The organism is Protofrankia sp. Cr2, from assembly GCF_963555885.1.
Taxonomy (GTDB): Bacteria; Actinomycetota; Actinomycetes; order Frankiales; family Frankiaceae; genus Protofrankia.
Genome location: NZ_CAUVXG010000054.1, coordinates 1 through 13,463, shown reverse-complemented (window position 1 = coordinate 13,463; position 13,463 = coordinate 1). Strand labels below are relative to the sequence as shown.

The following is a 13,463-nucleotide window of genomic DNA, read 5'->3' as shown; positions in this document are numbered from 1 at the left end:
GCCGCGACGGCCGGCTTCGTCATCGCCATGGTCGGCGGCTTCGCTGACATCGGCCTGCTGTACCGGTCAGGTGCCCCGGTCGCGGGGCCCCTGGTCCTCGCCCGGACCCTCACCACGGTCACCATCGGCATCGGCGTCGGCCTACTCGGTGCGGTGACCGTGGTGACCCGACGCCATGGCTGGCGGGAACGGACCACGTCGGGCGAGGGCGGGCCGCAACCAGGGCCGGACGTCGGGACGGAGCCGTCGACGATGCGGCCTCACCCCGATATGGCAGGCTGACCGCCGTGACCGTACGCGCGGCGGCCGTTGCCGGCGTCGCTGGAAAGCCCGCCGTCGCCGTGACGACCGTGGGACGCCTCGCGCGCGCGTCCACCTGTGCCGGGTCGTCGGTCTGCCTCGCCGTCGCGGCCCACACCGCGGCCGGCGGCCACCGCCCATCCTCGACGCTGGTTGTCTGCGCATTCGGCTTGTTGACCCGCATCGCATACGGACTCGCCGGACGGGAACGGCGGTTCATCGCCGTGCTGGCCGGCGTCGGGCTCACCCAGCTTGCGCTGCACGTCACGTTCGCGCTCACCTCGCACCGCTCCGGGATGGCGGGTGACGCGGTCCTCGCCGACAGCGCAGCAATGACCGTTGCCCATATCAGTACCGCCGCCCTCGTCGCCGCCATGCTCGCCATGGCTGAACGGGGGCTGTGGAACGCGGCAAGCCTGCGCGCCGCGGTCGCCGGCGCTCGTGCGCGCACACGGGCCGCCGCCGTACTACTACGCGCCGTCCGCTGGTTCGCAGCCACGCTCGTCATCCCGGTGTCCGGCCCGATGCTTGACTCCAGGCCCTCTGCGCGACGGCACGGTAGCGACCGATCCGCGGGCTTCATGCCGCCGGTAGCCGTGGCCGGACGCCTGTTCGTCCGCACCGGCAGACGACGTGGACCGCCGCCGATCCGCTCGGTCAGAGCCGCCTGAACCGTCTGGACTGTCTGAACCCGCCTGAACCGCCTGGGCTGGCGCGTGACATGAGGTCTCCGGAAACAGATTCCGCGGACACAGATCTGGATGACCGAGGTTCGGGCCGGCTGCGGCCACAGTCACCGTCACCGTCACCGTGGCCGCCACGGTAACCATCGGCAACCCGCCGAATACTCCTGTCACCGATTTCGCGTGCCCAGAGCACGCTTTTCGTGAGCAATCCCCTTCGAGAGGATCAGCATGTCTCGCACGACCCGTGGCGCCGCCGTACTCGGCGCCGCCCTCACCGGCGTGATCGCCTTCGCGCTGCCGGCATCCGCACACGTCAGCGTCGCACCGCCGACGGCCGTCGCCGGTGCGTACACGACGCTGACGTTCCAGGTTCCAACCGAACGGGACGACGCCTCCACGACCAAGGTCGACGTCCAGTTCCCCAGCGATGCCCCGATCGCGTCGGTATTGATCAAAAACATCCCCGGCTGGACTTACGAGGTCAAGAAGGCCAAACTCGCTAAGCCGATCACTACGGATGACGGCACCATCTCCGAAGGTATCAGTGAGATCATCTGGACCGCATCGTCCGGCGACACGGCCATCAAGTCGGGCGAGTTCGCACAGTTCGTCATCTCGGCCGGGCCGTTGCCGGACAAGCCCGGCGCGCTTGCGTTCAAGGCCCTGCAGACTTACAGCGACGGCCAGATCGTGCGGTGGATCGACATCGCACAGCCCGGACAGGCCGAGCCCGAGCACCCCGCGCCCACGCTGACTCTCACCGCCGCGAGTACCGACAGCGCGGACGCGCACGGTGGCTCAGCAATGCCCACGGCGACTGCTACCGAGACGAGCGGCACGGGGACGGGCAGCGGAACGGCGATGCAAACCGCTTCCCGGAGCACCGACAGTTCGGACGGAACAGCCCGCGCTCTGGGTATCGCAGGCCTGATCGTCGGGATCGCCGGGCTCGGATTCGGCGCTTTCGCCCTGCTGGCCGGTCGCCGCCGAGGCACCACGTCCTAGCATCACGTCCTAGCATCACGTCCTAGCATCACGTCCCAGGATGCCTCCGGGCGTGCGATCATGGTTCTTCGCACCCGCCCGGGGGCTCCGGTGGATCCAGGCGTTCCATGATCTGGATGTGTCAGGATTTCACGGGACAAATATGATCAACTCCGATACATCCGGATTCCCCCTTGTTGCGATGCTCTATCGCGGACCACACTCGGACGGTGGCGGGGGCTCACAGCGGCAACAGACGCGGACTCGGTTCAGCCGATGGCCGGCGGGCGATCGCGCCGACGCAGGACGAGCGAACGGGCCCGGTGACCGGCCCGCTCCACCTCGACGGTGGTCATCGGCCGGCCGAGCGCGCCACAACGGAAGCCGGCCACGGTGGCGGCCATGGTGGCGGCCATGGTCATGGTCATGGTGGCGGACGCCCCGCGGCCGCCAGCCGACGTAGCCGGATCGTCCTCGCTTTCCTGCTCGTACCGTTGTTCGCCGCAACAGCCGTCGGTGTGTTCGCGCTGTGGCCTGGTACCGGCCACCGGCCCGTTCCGGACGTTTTCCGTGCTCCCGACGGCACGCCTGTCACGCTGGTGAACGCGACGATCGAACGGGCGGAGCGCGGTCCGTGCGGCGGCGGAACCGTCAGCGAGGCGGCGTCAACACCGGCACCGGCACCAACAGCGACATCGGCGCCGACCGGACAGCAGACGACGGCGTCGGCGACCGCATGTCTGGAGCTGACGGTCCTGATCACCAGCGGCCCGGACGCCGGCCGGACCCGACCGCTGGAACAGTCCGTCGACCCGGCCGGTCCTACCTTCAGCGCCGGGGACAAGGTCCGGCTCGGCCGGAGCACATCGCCGGGCGGCGGCGTCGACTACTATCTCAGCGACTTCCAGCGCGGCCGACCGCTGGGCGTCCTCGCGCTGGTCTTCGCCCTGGTGGTCGTGGCGGTCGCCCGCTGGCGCGGGCTCGCCGCGCTGGTCGGCATGGCCCTGACCTACCTGACGCTCGTGTTCTTCCTGCTGCCGGCGCTGCTCGAGGGACGATCACCGGTGGCGGTGTCGCTGGTCAGCTCGGCGGCGGTGCTGTTCATTCTGCTGTACCTCGCACACGGCCCGTCCGCGCGCACCTCCTGCGCGCTGCTCGGCACGCTGGCGGGCCTCGGCCTCACCGGCGTGCTCGGTTACCTGGCGATCCGGCTGACAATGCTCACCGGGCTCGGCTCGGACGAGTCGGCCACCTTAAAGGCGTTCGACGGCCGATTGAGCCTGACCGGACTGATCCTCGCCGGCCTGGTGATCGGCTCCCTAGGCCTGCTCAACGACGTGACGGTCACCCAGGCGTCGGCGGTGTGGGAACTTGCGGACGCCTCGCCACACGCGGCGCCGCCGGAGCTCTACCGGTCAGCCATGCGGATCGGACGGGACCACATCGCATCCTCGATCTATACGATCATGATGGCGTACGCGGGCGCGGCGCTGCCCTCGCTGCTGCTGTTCACCCTCGCGGACCGCTCCGCCCTTGACGTCGTCACCGGCGACCTGGTCGCCGCGGAAGTCGTGCGGACAGCGGTCGGTGCCATCGGCCTGGTCCTGTCGGTACCGATCACCACGGGCATCGCCGCGCTGGTCGCCACCCGTCGCGCGCGCATCTGAGCACCCGTTCCGAGAGCCCGGCTGGACAGTATGGCGCGTCGCAGCGCCGGTTACTGCGGAAGAGGGCTAAATACCCCTATGGTGTGTTGGGGGGTGGTCGGGGTCTGCGGACGTGGCCCTCTAGCGACCCGGGGACCTCGGTCTCCGGCGGCGCGAAAGAACAATGATCGCGCCGCCTTCGACCCTCTAGCGACCCGGGGACCTCGGTCTCCGGCGGCGCGAAAGAACAATGATCGCGCCGCCTTCGACCCTCTAGGCGGTCAGACGACCAGCCCGGGAGCACCGTTGAGGATCAACCGGTCGCGCTCCGGGGTTCGCGTCCCGTGAGCCCCGTCCTCGCTTCAGGCCGAGCCGGAAACTTCATCCGTGCGCTATTGATCATATCAATGATCGCTCTGTTGTTCCGTGAGATGTTTCTGCTGTGGTTCTTCCACACCGCCGCATGGACGAGCCGCCCGAAGGAGATCCACTGGTGTGGGTCATGGTATGAGCTGAGCAACGAACCGGACCGCACCCAGGCAGACGCTCGTAAACTCGCCGGCGGCGTACTCACCCAGGTTGGCCGCCTGCCGGTCTGGCGGCCGATCGTTGCCTACCGACCCTCGCGCGACTGCCCGGAGCACATCTTCGGCAAGGTTGACGAAGACCGTTACACGACTTATCTGATCAGCGCGGGCTGACACCTAGGGCGTGTCTGATGGATGTTGGTCGTTGCGGGCGAAGCGATCGAAGATCCATCAGACACGCCCTAGCCATGGAGCAACCCTGGCGGCCGTGTCACCGAACGCCGTTTCGGCACCGGCGGACCCGGCCGCGTCCACTGCCCGGTTCTGCTGGAGCACGTGCACGCGCGCGTGGATGGAGTTGCGTTGCTGCAGCGCGGCACGCACGGCCCGATGGAGGCCATCCTCCAGGTAGAGCCGGTCATCCCACTCCACGACATGCGGGAACAGGTCCCCGTAGAAGGTCGAGTCCTCGTCCAGAAGGACGTCAAGCGCGAGCACCCGCTTGGTTGTGATGAGTTGGTCCAGCCGGACCTGGCGCGGTGGGATCGCGGCCCATTCCCGCTGGCTCAGGCCATGGTCAGGATACGGGCGCCCATCACCCACAAATCTAAAGATCAACTAACACCTCCTCGACGAAGGCGTACCTTCGCGGAACACCTGACAGCCTAGAATCCTCCGTCGACCCAGCGGATCGCGACCACCCTCCACGTCAGTTGTCTATGCATCGATTTTGATCAACGGTGACACGCAGAATCAACACTTTTCGCAACAAACACAATCCAACAATACCTGTCATGTGGACTAAGCGCGATCGGCAATAGGGAACGCGGCGTCGCGGGGCCGGGGCACGCACCTCGCATCGTTGTCGTCGGTCGACACCCACAACCAGGGTGTCTCCGCTTGGCTCGTGGCTCGTGCCCCCGGCGGTACGGACGACTGCTTGTGTCCGCCGACCGGTTGACCGCCGACCGACTGTCCACAGGGCGGCTGTCCACAGATCCGCCGGGCCAGGAGATCCGGACCTGCCCCTGTCCGCATAATCGGGATCGCGCACCGTTGTCGTACCCATGCGGGAGGTCCGGATGCTCCACAGGATGAGAACCCGCCTGCCCCTGGTCGCCACTCTGCTCACCGCCACACTCGGCGTGATCGTGCTGGTGGCCACCGGATGTTCCGGCGACTCGCAGAAAGCCGCACCCACCGGCGGCACAGGGGCTACCGCGGGGGCCGCGCCGGTGGCCACCGGCGCAGCTTCGCTCGCCGGCAACCAGGGCACTGTGGACGGCGCCGTCGCCACCAGGACGACCAGTTTCCGCGCTCCGGGCGGCGGCGCGGGAACCATCGACGTCGGCTTCGTCGGTCTGAAGGTGGACGGACGCCTGGCAACACTCACCGTTGTGTGGACACCGAGGTACGCCAGTTCCCCGCAGAACAAGGAGATCTCGGTGTTCGAGATGTTCGCGGCGCACAGTCCGGCGATGACCCTCGTCGACAGCGTCAACCTGAAGCGCTATTTCGTCGTCCAGGACAGCCACAATGTCGAGCTCGGCGCCAGCGGCCCGAAAACGAAGACTGTCAACAACACCCCGGTCAGCGCCTCGTACACCTTCGCGGCACCACCGGTTGACGTGCGGACCGTCGACGTCTACGCCGACGATCGGCTGCTGTTCGACGACGCTCCGGTCAGCCGGTGACGCCCCCCACCGGTCCGACGTGCGACGGTGGCACACCGAATCGTCGGGATCTGACCGCTACGGTCGCCGCACGGGTCATCACACGGGTCATCACACGGGTCATCACACGGGTCACAGCGGTGGTTGCCGTGACCGTCGCCGCCACGGTTGCCGCGCTGGCCACCGGAACCACTTTCTGGGTCGGCGCACCGAGCGCCCGGGCCGCGTCGGCACCTCCCACACCCGTGGAAACAGTGAGCGATCAGGCCATCGCCGAATCGATCCAGCAGATCGACCTGGCGGATGCGGTCCGTCCGATCGATGTGGACAAGGCTGTCCTCGCGCTGCGTACCGAGCGGCATGACGGCTCTGCTGTGGCCGTGACCATCAGCTCGGACGTGCTGTTCACATTCGACTCCGCCGAGCTGACCGATGCGGCCCGCAGCCAGCTCGCCGACATCGCCCCGCAGATCGGTAACGCCAAGGGGACGGTCGCCGTCAACGGCTACACCGACAGCACCGGCACGCCCGCGTACAACGTCATCCTGTCCCAGCGACGGGCAAACGCGGTCGCGGACCTGCTACGCCCGAAAGCCCCCGGCAATGTGCTGGTCACGGCGACCGGCCAGGGCTCGGCCAACCCCGTGGCCCCGAACACCAACCCGGACGGCTCGGACAACAGCCCCGGCCGCGCACAGAACCGCCGCGTGACCATCACTTACCGCACATCATAATCGATCATGCAGTCAGCCACCGCCAGCAATGATCTTTCGAGCTTTGTGAGATCAACAAGGCCGTTCTCGGCACACAAACCTCGAAAGATCACTAATCTTCGGCTGGTCGCGGCACCGGCAGGTCGTATCAGCCTGAACAGGTGATGTCGCCAGCGCAGTCACAGTCCGCCATGCGTTGCACACGCAATGGCCGTACCGTCTCGAAGCATGACCGAGGCAATGCGGGGGCTGTCGGGCGGCACATACAGCGCACTGGACGCACTGGTGAAAACCGCCGGGGAACGACCAGCAGCCAGGTCCACCGAGCGACTGATCGAATCGGAGGTCCGGAGCCAGCCGACCGAAATACCCGATACATCCTTTATATCCTACATATCCGAAAGACCGAAAACTCCCGAGGCCGCAGGTCCAGCTGTGGCCTTCGACCGGGCCACGGTCGCCTATGACCGGACTCCGGTCCTGACCACCGTCCACGGAACCGTCAGGACCGGCCATGCCGTGGCCGTGATCGGCCCGAGCGGTGCCGGGAAATCAACCTTGATCAAAGCTGTACTCGGACTGGCACCGGTAACCGGCGGATCGGTCACCGTGCTCGGCCAACAACCGGCCCGTGCCCGCCATCGAATCGCATACGTGCCGCAAACCGAGACCCTTGACGCCAAAGTTCGGGTAACGGTCACCCAGATCGTCCTGATGGGACGGTACCGGTGGATCGGATGGGTGCGGCGACCCACCTTCACCGACCGAGCGGCGGTCGCCCGTGCACTGGCGACAGTCGGACTCGCCGATCATTCCCGCGATTGTTTCGGGACGCTGTCGAGCGCCCAGCGCCAACGGGTGATGCTCGCCCGTGCCATCGCACAGCAGCCACGCCTCCTGCTGCTTGACGAGCCGTTCACCGAGGTTGACATGCTCTGCCAGGCCGCTCTGTTGTCCACCCTCGCAACGATGCGGGCAGGCGGCACCACCGTCGTGATCTCGACCCGTGATCTCGCGCTCGCGCATCTGACCTGCGATGACGTGTTCCTGCTCAACGACCGTCGGGTGACTTTCGGCCCGACCGCGTCCACCCTGACCAACCACAGGCTCACGGCCGCATTCGGCGGCAGCGAAGTGGAACCACTGCATGACGCAACGATTGCAGCCCAGTGACAGCCACGATGACTTCGACAAGAAACCATTACGTTACGATAAGTAGTTGACACACCGACATCCGGCTGGATGGCCGGCGAGCTCGGCTCGGTTCGCGCCAGGATGACGGGCATCCGAGGGCGGGCACCCGATGACGGGCATCATTGACGGTACTGCGGGCGCAATTGACGGTACTGCGGGTGCAAGGAGGGATGTGTTGTGTCTATGGGTCGTCCGGTGTCTCCTGGCGGTCAATCGGGTGCGCTCGCAGAGCGGACCGTCCGGGTGACGACGGTTGCGGCCGTCACCCTGGTCGCGGCGGTGGCGGCCTTCGTCTCCTACCGCCACATGCGCGGCGTCGCGGTTGGACACGGCGAGGACTCCATGACGGCGGCGGTGCTGCCGTTCAGCGTGGATGGGCTGATCGTAGCTGCATCCATGACCATGCTGGCGGATCGCCGCGCGGGACGGCGCCGCTCCGGGCTGTCCTACGCGCTCCTCACGTTGGGTGCATGCGCGTCACTGGCCGCAAACGTCCTGCACGCAGAACCCACCCTGACAGCCCGGGTCATCGCGGCATGGCCACCGCTGGCGCTGCTGGGCTCCTACGAACTGCTCATGCGCCAGATTCATCCCACGGACCCCGCCGCTCGCCGCCAGGCCAGGGCCTTCACGGGCGTCCAGGCACCACACCGCGCCGACGCCGGCGGCAGCGGCATCCCCAACCCGCGCGCAGAACAGTCCACGGTCGAACGGTCACCGCTGTTCCTCGCCCCCGCCCCGGTGCCGACACCCGCTCCCACCGACGCCATCGATCTGGCGGACCTCGCAGACCTGGCGGACATCACCGATTCAGCCGATCTGGCCGATCTGATCGAACTGCCCGGTGGACACCGTGCGGGTATGCATGAGGTCGGGGCGGAGGATGCGGAGGATACGGCCGACCTGCCGGACACCGCCGCGCAGTCGTCCGGTCCGCAATCCCCAGGACTGGACGCCACCGGAAAGCGCGACGCCATCATCCACGCGCTGGAACAGACCGGCGGATCGGCATCGCATGCCTCGGCATTGCTCGCCGCCCGCGGCATCAGCGTCAGCAAGAGCTGGGTCTACCAGGTACGCAAGGAGACCCACTTCGCCGATGTCGACACCGGCCCACTGGCGGTGCCGTTGCGCCATCCTGTCCGTCTGGGCCGAGGACTGGGCCGCGGTCTCACCCCCGATCTGCCCCGCGGCAGCTGACCCCCGCAGTACCTGGCGTGACTCCCCTGGTCAGGGTGAGAAAATCCGGTAGACGGCGCGCCTACCCTTGGCAGATGGAGTTCACCCAGTCCGACAAGCTCGCCGACGTCTGCTATGACGTCCGGGGTCCCGTCCTCGACCAGGCGACGCGGTTGGAAGCCGAGGGCCAGCGCATCCTGAAACTGAACATCGGCAACCCCGCGCCGTTCGGGTTCGCCGCCCCACCTGCGATTCTCCAGGCCGTGATAGAGAGCCTCGCCGACGCGCAGGGTTACAGCGACTCCAAGGGTCTGGCATCCGCGCGAGCGGCCGTGGTCCGGTACGCGACCGGTAAGGGCATCGCCAGTATCGACACTGACGACGTCTACCTCGGTAACGGCGTCTCAGAATTGATCATGATGTCGTTGCAGGCGCTGCTCAACGACGGCGACGAGGTACTGCTCCCGGCACCGGACTACCCGCTGTGGACAGCGGTGGTCAGCCTCTGCGGCGGCCGGCCCGTCCACTACATGTGCGACGAATCCGCCGACTGGATGCCCGATGTCGACGACATCGCCGGCAAAATCACCGCCAGGACGCGGGCAATCGTGGTGATCAACCCGAACAACCCGACCGGCGCCGTCTACAGTCGCGAGATTCTCTCCAGCATCATCGAGATCGCCCGCCGACACAACCTTATGATCTTCTCTGACGAGATCTACGACCGCATCCTGTATGACGACGCCGAGCACTTCTCCACCGCGGCGCTCGCCCCGGATGTCATGTGTGTGACCTTCAACGGGCTGTCGAAGGCGTACCGCCTCGCGGGCTTCCGCTCCGGCTGGATGGTTCTGTCCGGTCCACGCATGCATGCCTCCAGTTATGTCGAAGGCCTCAACATCCTGGCCAACATGCGGCTGTGCGCCAACGTCCCGGGCCAGTACGCGATGCAGGCCGCGCTTGAGGATGGCGGTGGCGCCGGCGATCTCGTGCTGCCCGGTGGTCGGCTGCACGAGCAGCGCGATGTGGTGTGGAAACTGCTCAACGATATTCCCGGCATATCATGTGTAAAGCCGCGTGGAGCGCTGTACGCGTTCCCACGTATCGATTCCGCTGTGCACCGGATCGTCGATGACGAACGGCTCGTGCTGGACCTCCTTCTGGCCGAGAGGATTCTCATCGTGCAGGGCACCGGCTTCAACTGGCCCAGACCCGACCACGTCCGGATAGTGACCCTGCCCGGTGTGGACGATCTCACCGACGCGGTCGGCCGTATCGGCAGGTTCCTCGCGACCTACGAACAGACCCTGATCGTAGGATGATCTACGACCATAGCCCCTTTGTCGACCCCCGGACCTGCCGTGCGGTGGGAGAGTGGACGCTGTGTCCAGTGCCGAATCCAGCCGACCCGCGCCGACCCCGGCACCGTCCCGAGCTGTGGCCGGGTCGAGCCCGCCGCCCACACCCACACCCATACCCCCGACGCCAGGCGGCTCAGGCGGTAACAGGCGGTCCGCGCTCGGCCGGGGAACAACCGTCCGGGCCACCCGCCAAGGCGATGCAGTCTCCGCCGCGCTCGCCGAGATCGACGCCTTCACCAGCGCCCAGGACCTGCACGCGCACCTGCGCGACGCCGGCCAGCCCGTCGGTCTGACCACCGTCTACCGGCATCTGCAGGTCCTCGCAGACCGGGGCGAGGTCGACGTGCTGCGGCGCGACGACGGCGAGACCCTCTACCGCCGCTGTGCCACCGACAGCCATCACCATCATCTGGTGTGCCGTCACTGCGGACGGACCGTCGAGGTAGAAGGACCTGAAATCGAGGCGTGGACGGACCGCGTCGCGACGGCCGCTGGCTTCACCGATGTGGCCCACACCCTGGAGATCTATGGCACCTGCACCACCTGCGCGGCCAGCCCGGACTGACCGGAACCGACCGGACTGACCGGAACCGACCGGACTGACCGGAACCGACCGGACTGACCGGAACCGACCGGAACCGACCGGAACCGACCGGGACCGACCGGGACCGACCTACTCCGGGCCGTGCCTCGGCGACTCAGCCACGAGATCCGCGCAGGACCGGAGCTGATCCCAGGCGCTGCGGGCAGCCGAGGCCTGCGCACCCGCCAGTGGCACTGGCACGCCGTCGTCGATCCGGGCCGGCATCCACTCCGCCGCGGTGACCGCTCGTCCGGCGACTGTCAGCGTGAGCACACCAGAAATGGTGTTCGGACCGTTGCCGGACGCATAGAAGACGAAGTTGCCCAGGCCGTAGTCCACATACACACCGTCGGGCCCCCAGCCGCCGCCGAGCTGCACATGTGCGTGCGACCCGACGATCACGTCCGCGCCGGCCTCGACGAGTTGTGGCACCAACGCCCGCTGTGCCGGTGTCGGGCAGGATGCGCGTTCCATACCCCAGTGCAGGTAGACGATCACAGTGTCGCTGCCGGCACGGGCGGCTCGGACGGCCGCCAGCAGCCGTGGGACGTCCTTCGCGCTGGCCAGGCCCGGCTTGCCCGGACCGGCCGTCCAGTTCGAGACCAGCTCGTCGTCGATCACCTGGGTCGCGCCGATGACGGCGATCCGCTGGCCCTTCGTGATCGTATGCATGGGGGCGTACGCTTGGGCGTCGTCCAGGCCGATCCCGACGATCGGGAATCCGGCCGACCGGGCACCGGCGATGGTGTCACGCAGACCATCCACGCCGTAATCCATGCCATGGTTGTTCGCCAGGGTGGCGACATCGACGCCGGCGGCCCGCAGCGCGACGAACGCCGACGGTGGCGCGCGGAAGACAAAGGTCTTGTTGACCGGTGTACCACCCGCGGTCACCGCCGTCTCCAGGTTGACCATCGCCAGGTCAGCGCGACCCAGCGCCTGCGCAATCGGCCCGAGCGCGGTGCGGGGATCAGCCGCCAGGCGGGCTCCGGGTCTACCCTCGAAGTGCACGTCCCCACCGAAAGCGATCGTGATCGGGCTGCCCGTCGGACGCCGTTCGGACACGTTCAGCGAACCGGATGTCGGGGTAGGAGACGATGTGCCCGGTGGGGCGCTGGCTACCGGCCCCGCCGGGGACGCGATCAACACCGTGGCGCCGACAGCCGGTACCGTCGCCGCCGGTCCACCGCCCGCCGACGGTGGACCGGACGCGCCGCACGCCAGCAGCGTCCACACCGTCAGCATCCCCAGCAACAGCGGCCGCACCGGCGACCGCACCGGCGACCACATCAGCGGCATCGGTATGTCAGCACGTGCCACGGGTGGGAACCGCATGGGTCAGTTCAGGCTGCGTAGGGCCGGGGCGAGTTCACGCCACTGCCGACGGGGCAGCCCACGGCGGTCCGGGTCGAGGACCTGGACGCATACGTGGTCGGCGCCGGCATCGAGATGTTCGGCGATCCGGCCGAGCAGGACGTCGGGATCACCCCACGGCACGATCGTGTCGACAAGCCGGTCTGAGCCGGCGCCCGCGAGGTCGTCGTCGGTGAAGCCGAAGCGGCGCAGGTTGTTCGTGTAGTTCGGTAGCCGCAGATACGAACCGGTGTGCCGCCGGGCCAACTCCCGCGCGGTCTCGGGGTTCGTGTCGAGAACGAACGCCTGCTCCGGGACGAGCAGTTTGCCCGACCCCAGGATCTCCCGCGCGCTGGCCGTGTGCTCCGGCGGCACGAAGTAGGTGTGCGCGCCGTCCGCCCGGACCCGCGCCAGCTCCAGCATCTTCGGGCCGAGCGCGGCCAGGACCCGCGTCGACGATGTCGGTGGCACCGCCCGGTACTGCTCCGCAGCGGCCCGGTCCATCTCGTCGAGGTAGGCCCGCAGCTGCGACAACGGTTTGGTGTAGGGAACGCCGCGGATCTCCATCAGGGACGCGTGTGACACGCCGATGCCGAGCAGGAAACGGTCCCCGAACGCCTCGGCAAGGGTCATCTGGCCGGCCATCATCGTCTGGGGATGTCGGGCGAGAATCTGTGCGATCCCGGTGGCGACCGTGAGCCGGGATGTCGCCGCGAGCATCAAGGCCGCGGTCACCAGGACCTCCCTGCCCTTGACCTCACCGGTCCAGACCGCGGGATAGCCCAGCTCGTCCAGTTCGGCAACGGCCTCGCGGACAACCGACGCCGGGGAGAAGTCGAACTGGCCGCTCCAGATCCCGACCCGGCCGAGGTCGCAACGGACGGGCGGGCGCACGTCGCCGGCACTCATGGCGGCCTCGTCGTCACCGTCGGCGGCGTCGGTGGCTGTGGCGGTGTCCGCGACGGTCGCGGACGAGGGGGCAGCTGTCACGACACCACGCTATCCGGGTGCGTCAACCACGGCGGGTACCCGGAGCCCGTGTCCGGGTTGCTCGCCACCACGGGACGACTATCGTCAGCTCCGCGGCGAACGGTCCCGCTGACCCGCGGCGACCGGCTGCCCCAACCGGCGGCTGTGACCGACGATCTCGGGGGCGGCCACGTATGACCGGAGGACACGATGTCCGTGCCTGACACAAAGCCCGTGCCCGACCCGGAGTCCGTTCCTGGTTCAGACCGGCCGAACAACATTCTCCCGCCCGTCC

The 13,463-nt window shown here is 67.8% G+C and carries 13 protein-coding genes and 1 pseudogene; 11 read left to right on the top strand and 3 right to left on the bottom strand.

Annotation, left to right across the window (positions count from 1 at the left end; translation table 11 throughout):
* The 5 genes and pseudogenes from U9978_RS19595 to U9978_RS19575 form a co-directional block, all read left to right on the top strand.
* Positions 1–282, top strand: a pseudogene (locus U9978_RS19595) (hypothetical protein); the annotation flags it as partial.
* 5 nt (positions 283–287) lie between these two features.
* Positions 288–971, top strand: a complete 684-nt coding sequence (locus tag U9978_RS19590) for a hypothetical protein (protein ID WP_322762594.1) — start codon at positions 288–290, stop codon at positions 969–971.
* Between the two features lie 243 nt (positions 972–1,214).
* Positions 1,215–1,991, top strand: coding sequence for a YcnI family protein (locus tag U9978_RS19585; protein WP_322762593.1), 777 nt, complete (start codon positions 1,215–1,217; stop codon positions 1,989–1,991).
* Between the two features lie 302 nt (positions 1,992–2,293).
* Complete coding sequence (locus U9978_RS19580) at positions 2,294–3,637, top strand: YibE/F family protein (protein WP_322762592.1); 1,344 nt, start codon at positions 2,294–2,296, stop codon at positions 3,635–3,637.
* A gap of 323 nt (positions 3,638–3,960) precedes the next feature.
* Entirely contained in the window at positions 3,961–4,317 is a 357-nt protein-coding gene (locus U9978_RS19575) for a hypothetical protein (RefSeq protein WP_322762591.1), read from the top strand.
* A 57-nt stretch (positions 4,318–4,374) separates the two neighbouring features.
* On the opposite strand, the gene U9978_RS19570 is transcribed toward U9978_RS19575, so the two are convergent.
* The gene (locus U9978_RS19570; protein ID WP_322762590.1) at positions 4,375–4,761 is read right to left on the bottom strand and encodes a type II toxin-antitoxin system VapB family antitoxin; all 387 of its coding nucleotides are present in this window, start codon (positions 4,759–4,761) and stop codon (positions 4,375–4,377) included.
* A 476-nt stretch (positions 4,762–5,237) separates the two neighbouring features.
* Between U9978_RS19570 and U9978_RS19565 the strand changes: the two genes are divergently transcribed.
* The 6 genes from U9978_RS19565 (at position 5,238) to U9978_RS19540 (ending at position 10,828) form a co-directional block, all read left to right on the top strand.
* Entirely contained in the window at positions 5,238–5,837 is a 600-nt protein-coding gene (locus U9978_RS19565; protein WP_322762589.1) for a hypothetical protein, read from the top strand.
* 128 nt (positions 5,838–5,965) lie between these two features.
* The gene (locus U9978_RS19560) at positions 5,966–6,550 is read left to right on the top strand and encodes an OmpA family protein (protein WP_322762588.1); all 585 of its coding nucleotides are present in this window, start codon (positions 5,966–5,968) and stop codon (positions 6,548–6,550) included.
* Between the two features lie 414 nt (positions 6,551–6,964).
* The gene (locus U9978_RS19555; RefSeq protein WP_322762587.1) at positions 6,965–7,702 is read left to right on the top strand and encodes a metal ABC transporter ATP-binding protein; all 738 of its coding nucleotides are present in this window, start codon (positions 6,965–6,967) and stop codon (positions 7,700–7,702) included.
* Between the two features lie 264 nt (positions 7,703–7,966).
* On the top strand, positions 7,967–8,923 hold the full coding sequence (locus U9978_RS19550) for a DUF2637 domain-containing protein (RefSeq protein ID WP_322762586.1): 957 nt from the start codon (positions 7,967–7,969) through the stop codon (positions 8,921–8,923).
* 74 nt (positions 8,924–8,997) lie between these two features.
* A complete protein-coding gene (locus U9978_RS19545; protein ID WP_322762585.1) occupies positions 8,998–10,224 on the top strand; it encodes a pyridoxal phosphate-dependent aminotransferase in 1,227 nt (408 codons plus the stop codon).
* A 151-nt stretch (positions 10,225–10,375) separates the two neighbouring features.
* A complete protein-coding gene (locus tag U9978_RS19540; protein ID WP_322762610.1) occupies positions 10,376–10,828 on the top strand; it encodes a Fur family transcriptional regulator in 453 nt (150 codons plus the stop codon).
* A 108-nt stretch (positions 10,829–10,936) separates the two neighbouring features.
* On the opposite strand, the gene U9978_RS19535 is transcribed toward U9978_RS19540, so the two are convergent.
* Together U9978_RS19535 and U9978_RS19530 are read right to left on the bottom strand one after the other, a co-directional pair.
* Positions 10,937–12,166 carry a CapA family protein gene (locus tag U9978_RS19535; protein WP_322762584.1) on the bottom strand — a complete coding sequence of 410 codons (1,230 nt, stop codon included), beginning with the start codon at positions 12,164–12,166 and terminating at the stop codon, positions 10,937–10,939.
* A gap of 18 nt (positions 12,167–12,184) precedes the next feature.
* Positions 12,185–13,108: an LLM class F420-dependent oxidoreductase gene (locus tag U9978_RS19530; RefSeq protein ID WP_322762609.1), complete on the bottom strand. Its 924-nt coding sequence runs from the start codon at positions 13,106–13,108 to the stop codon at positions 12,185–12,187.
* Positions 13,109–13,463 lie beyond the last annotated feature (355 nt).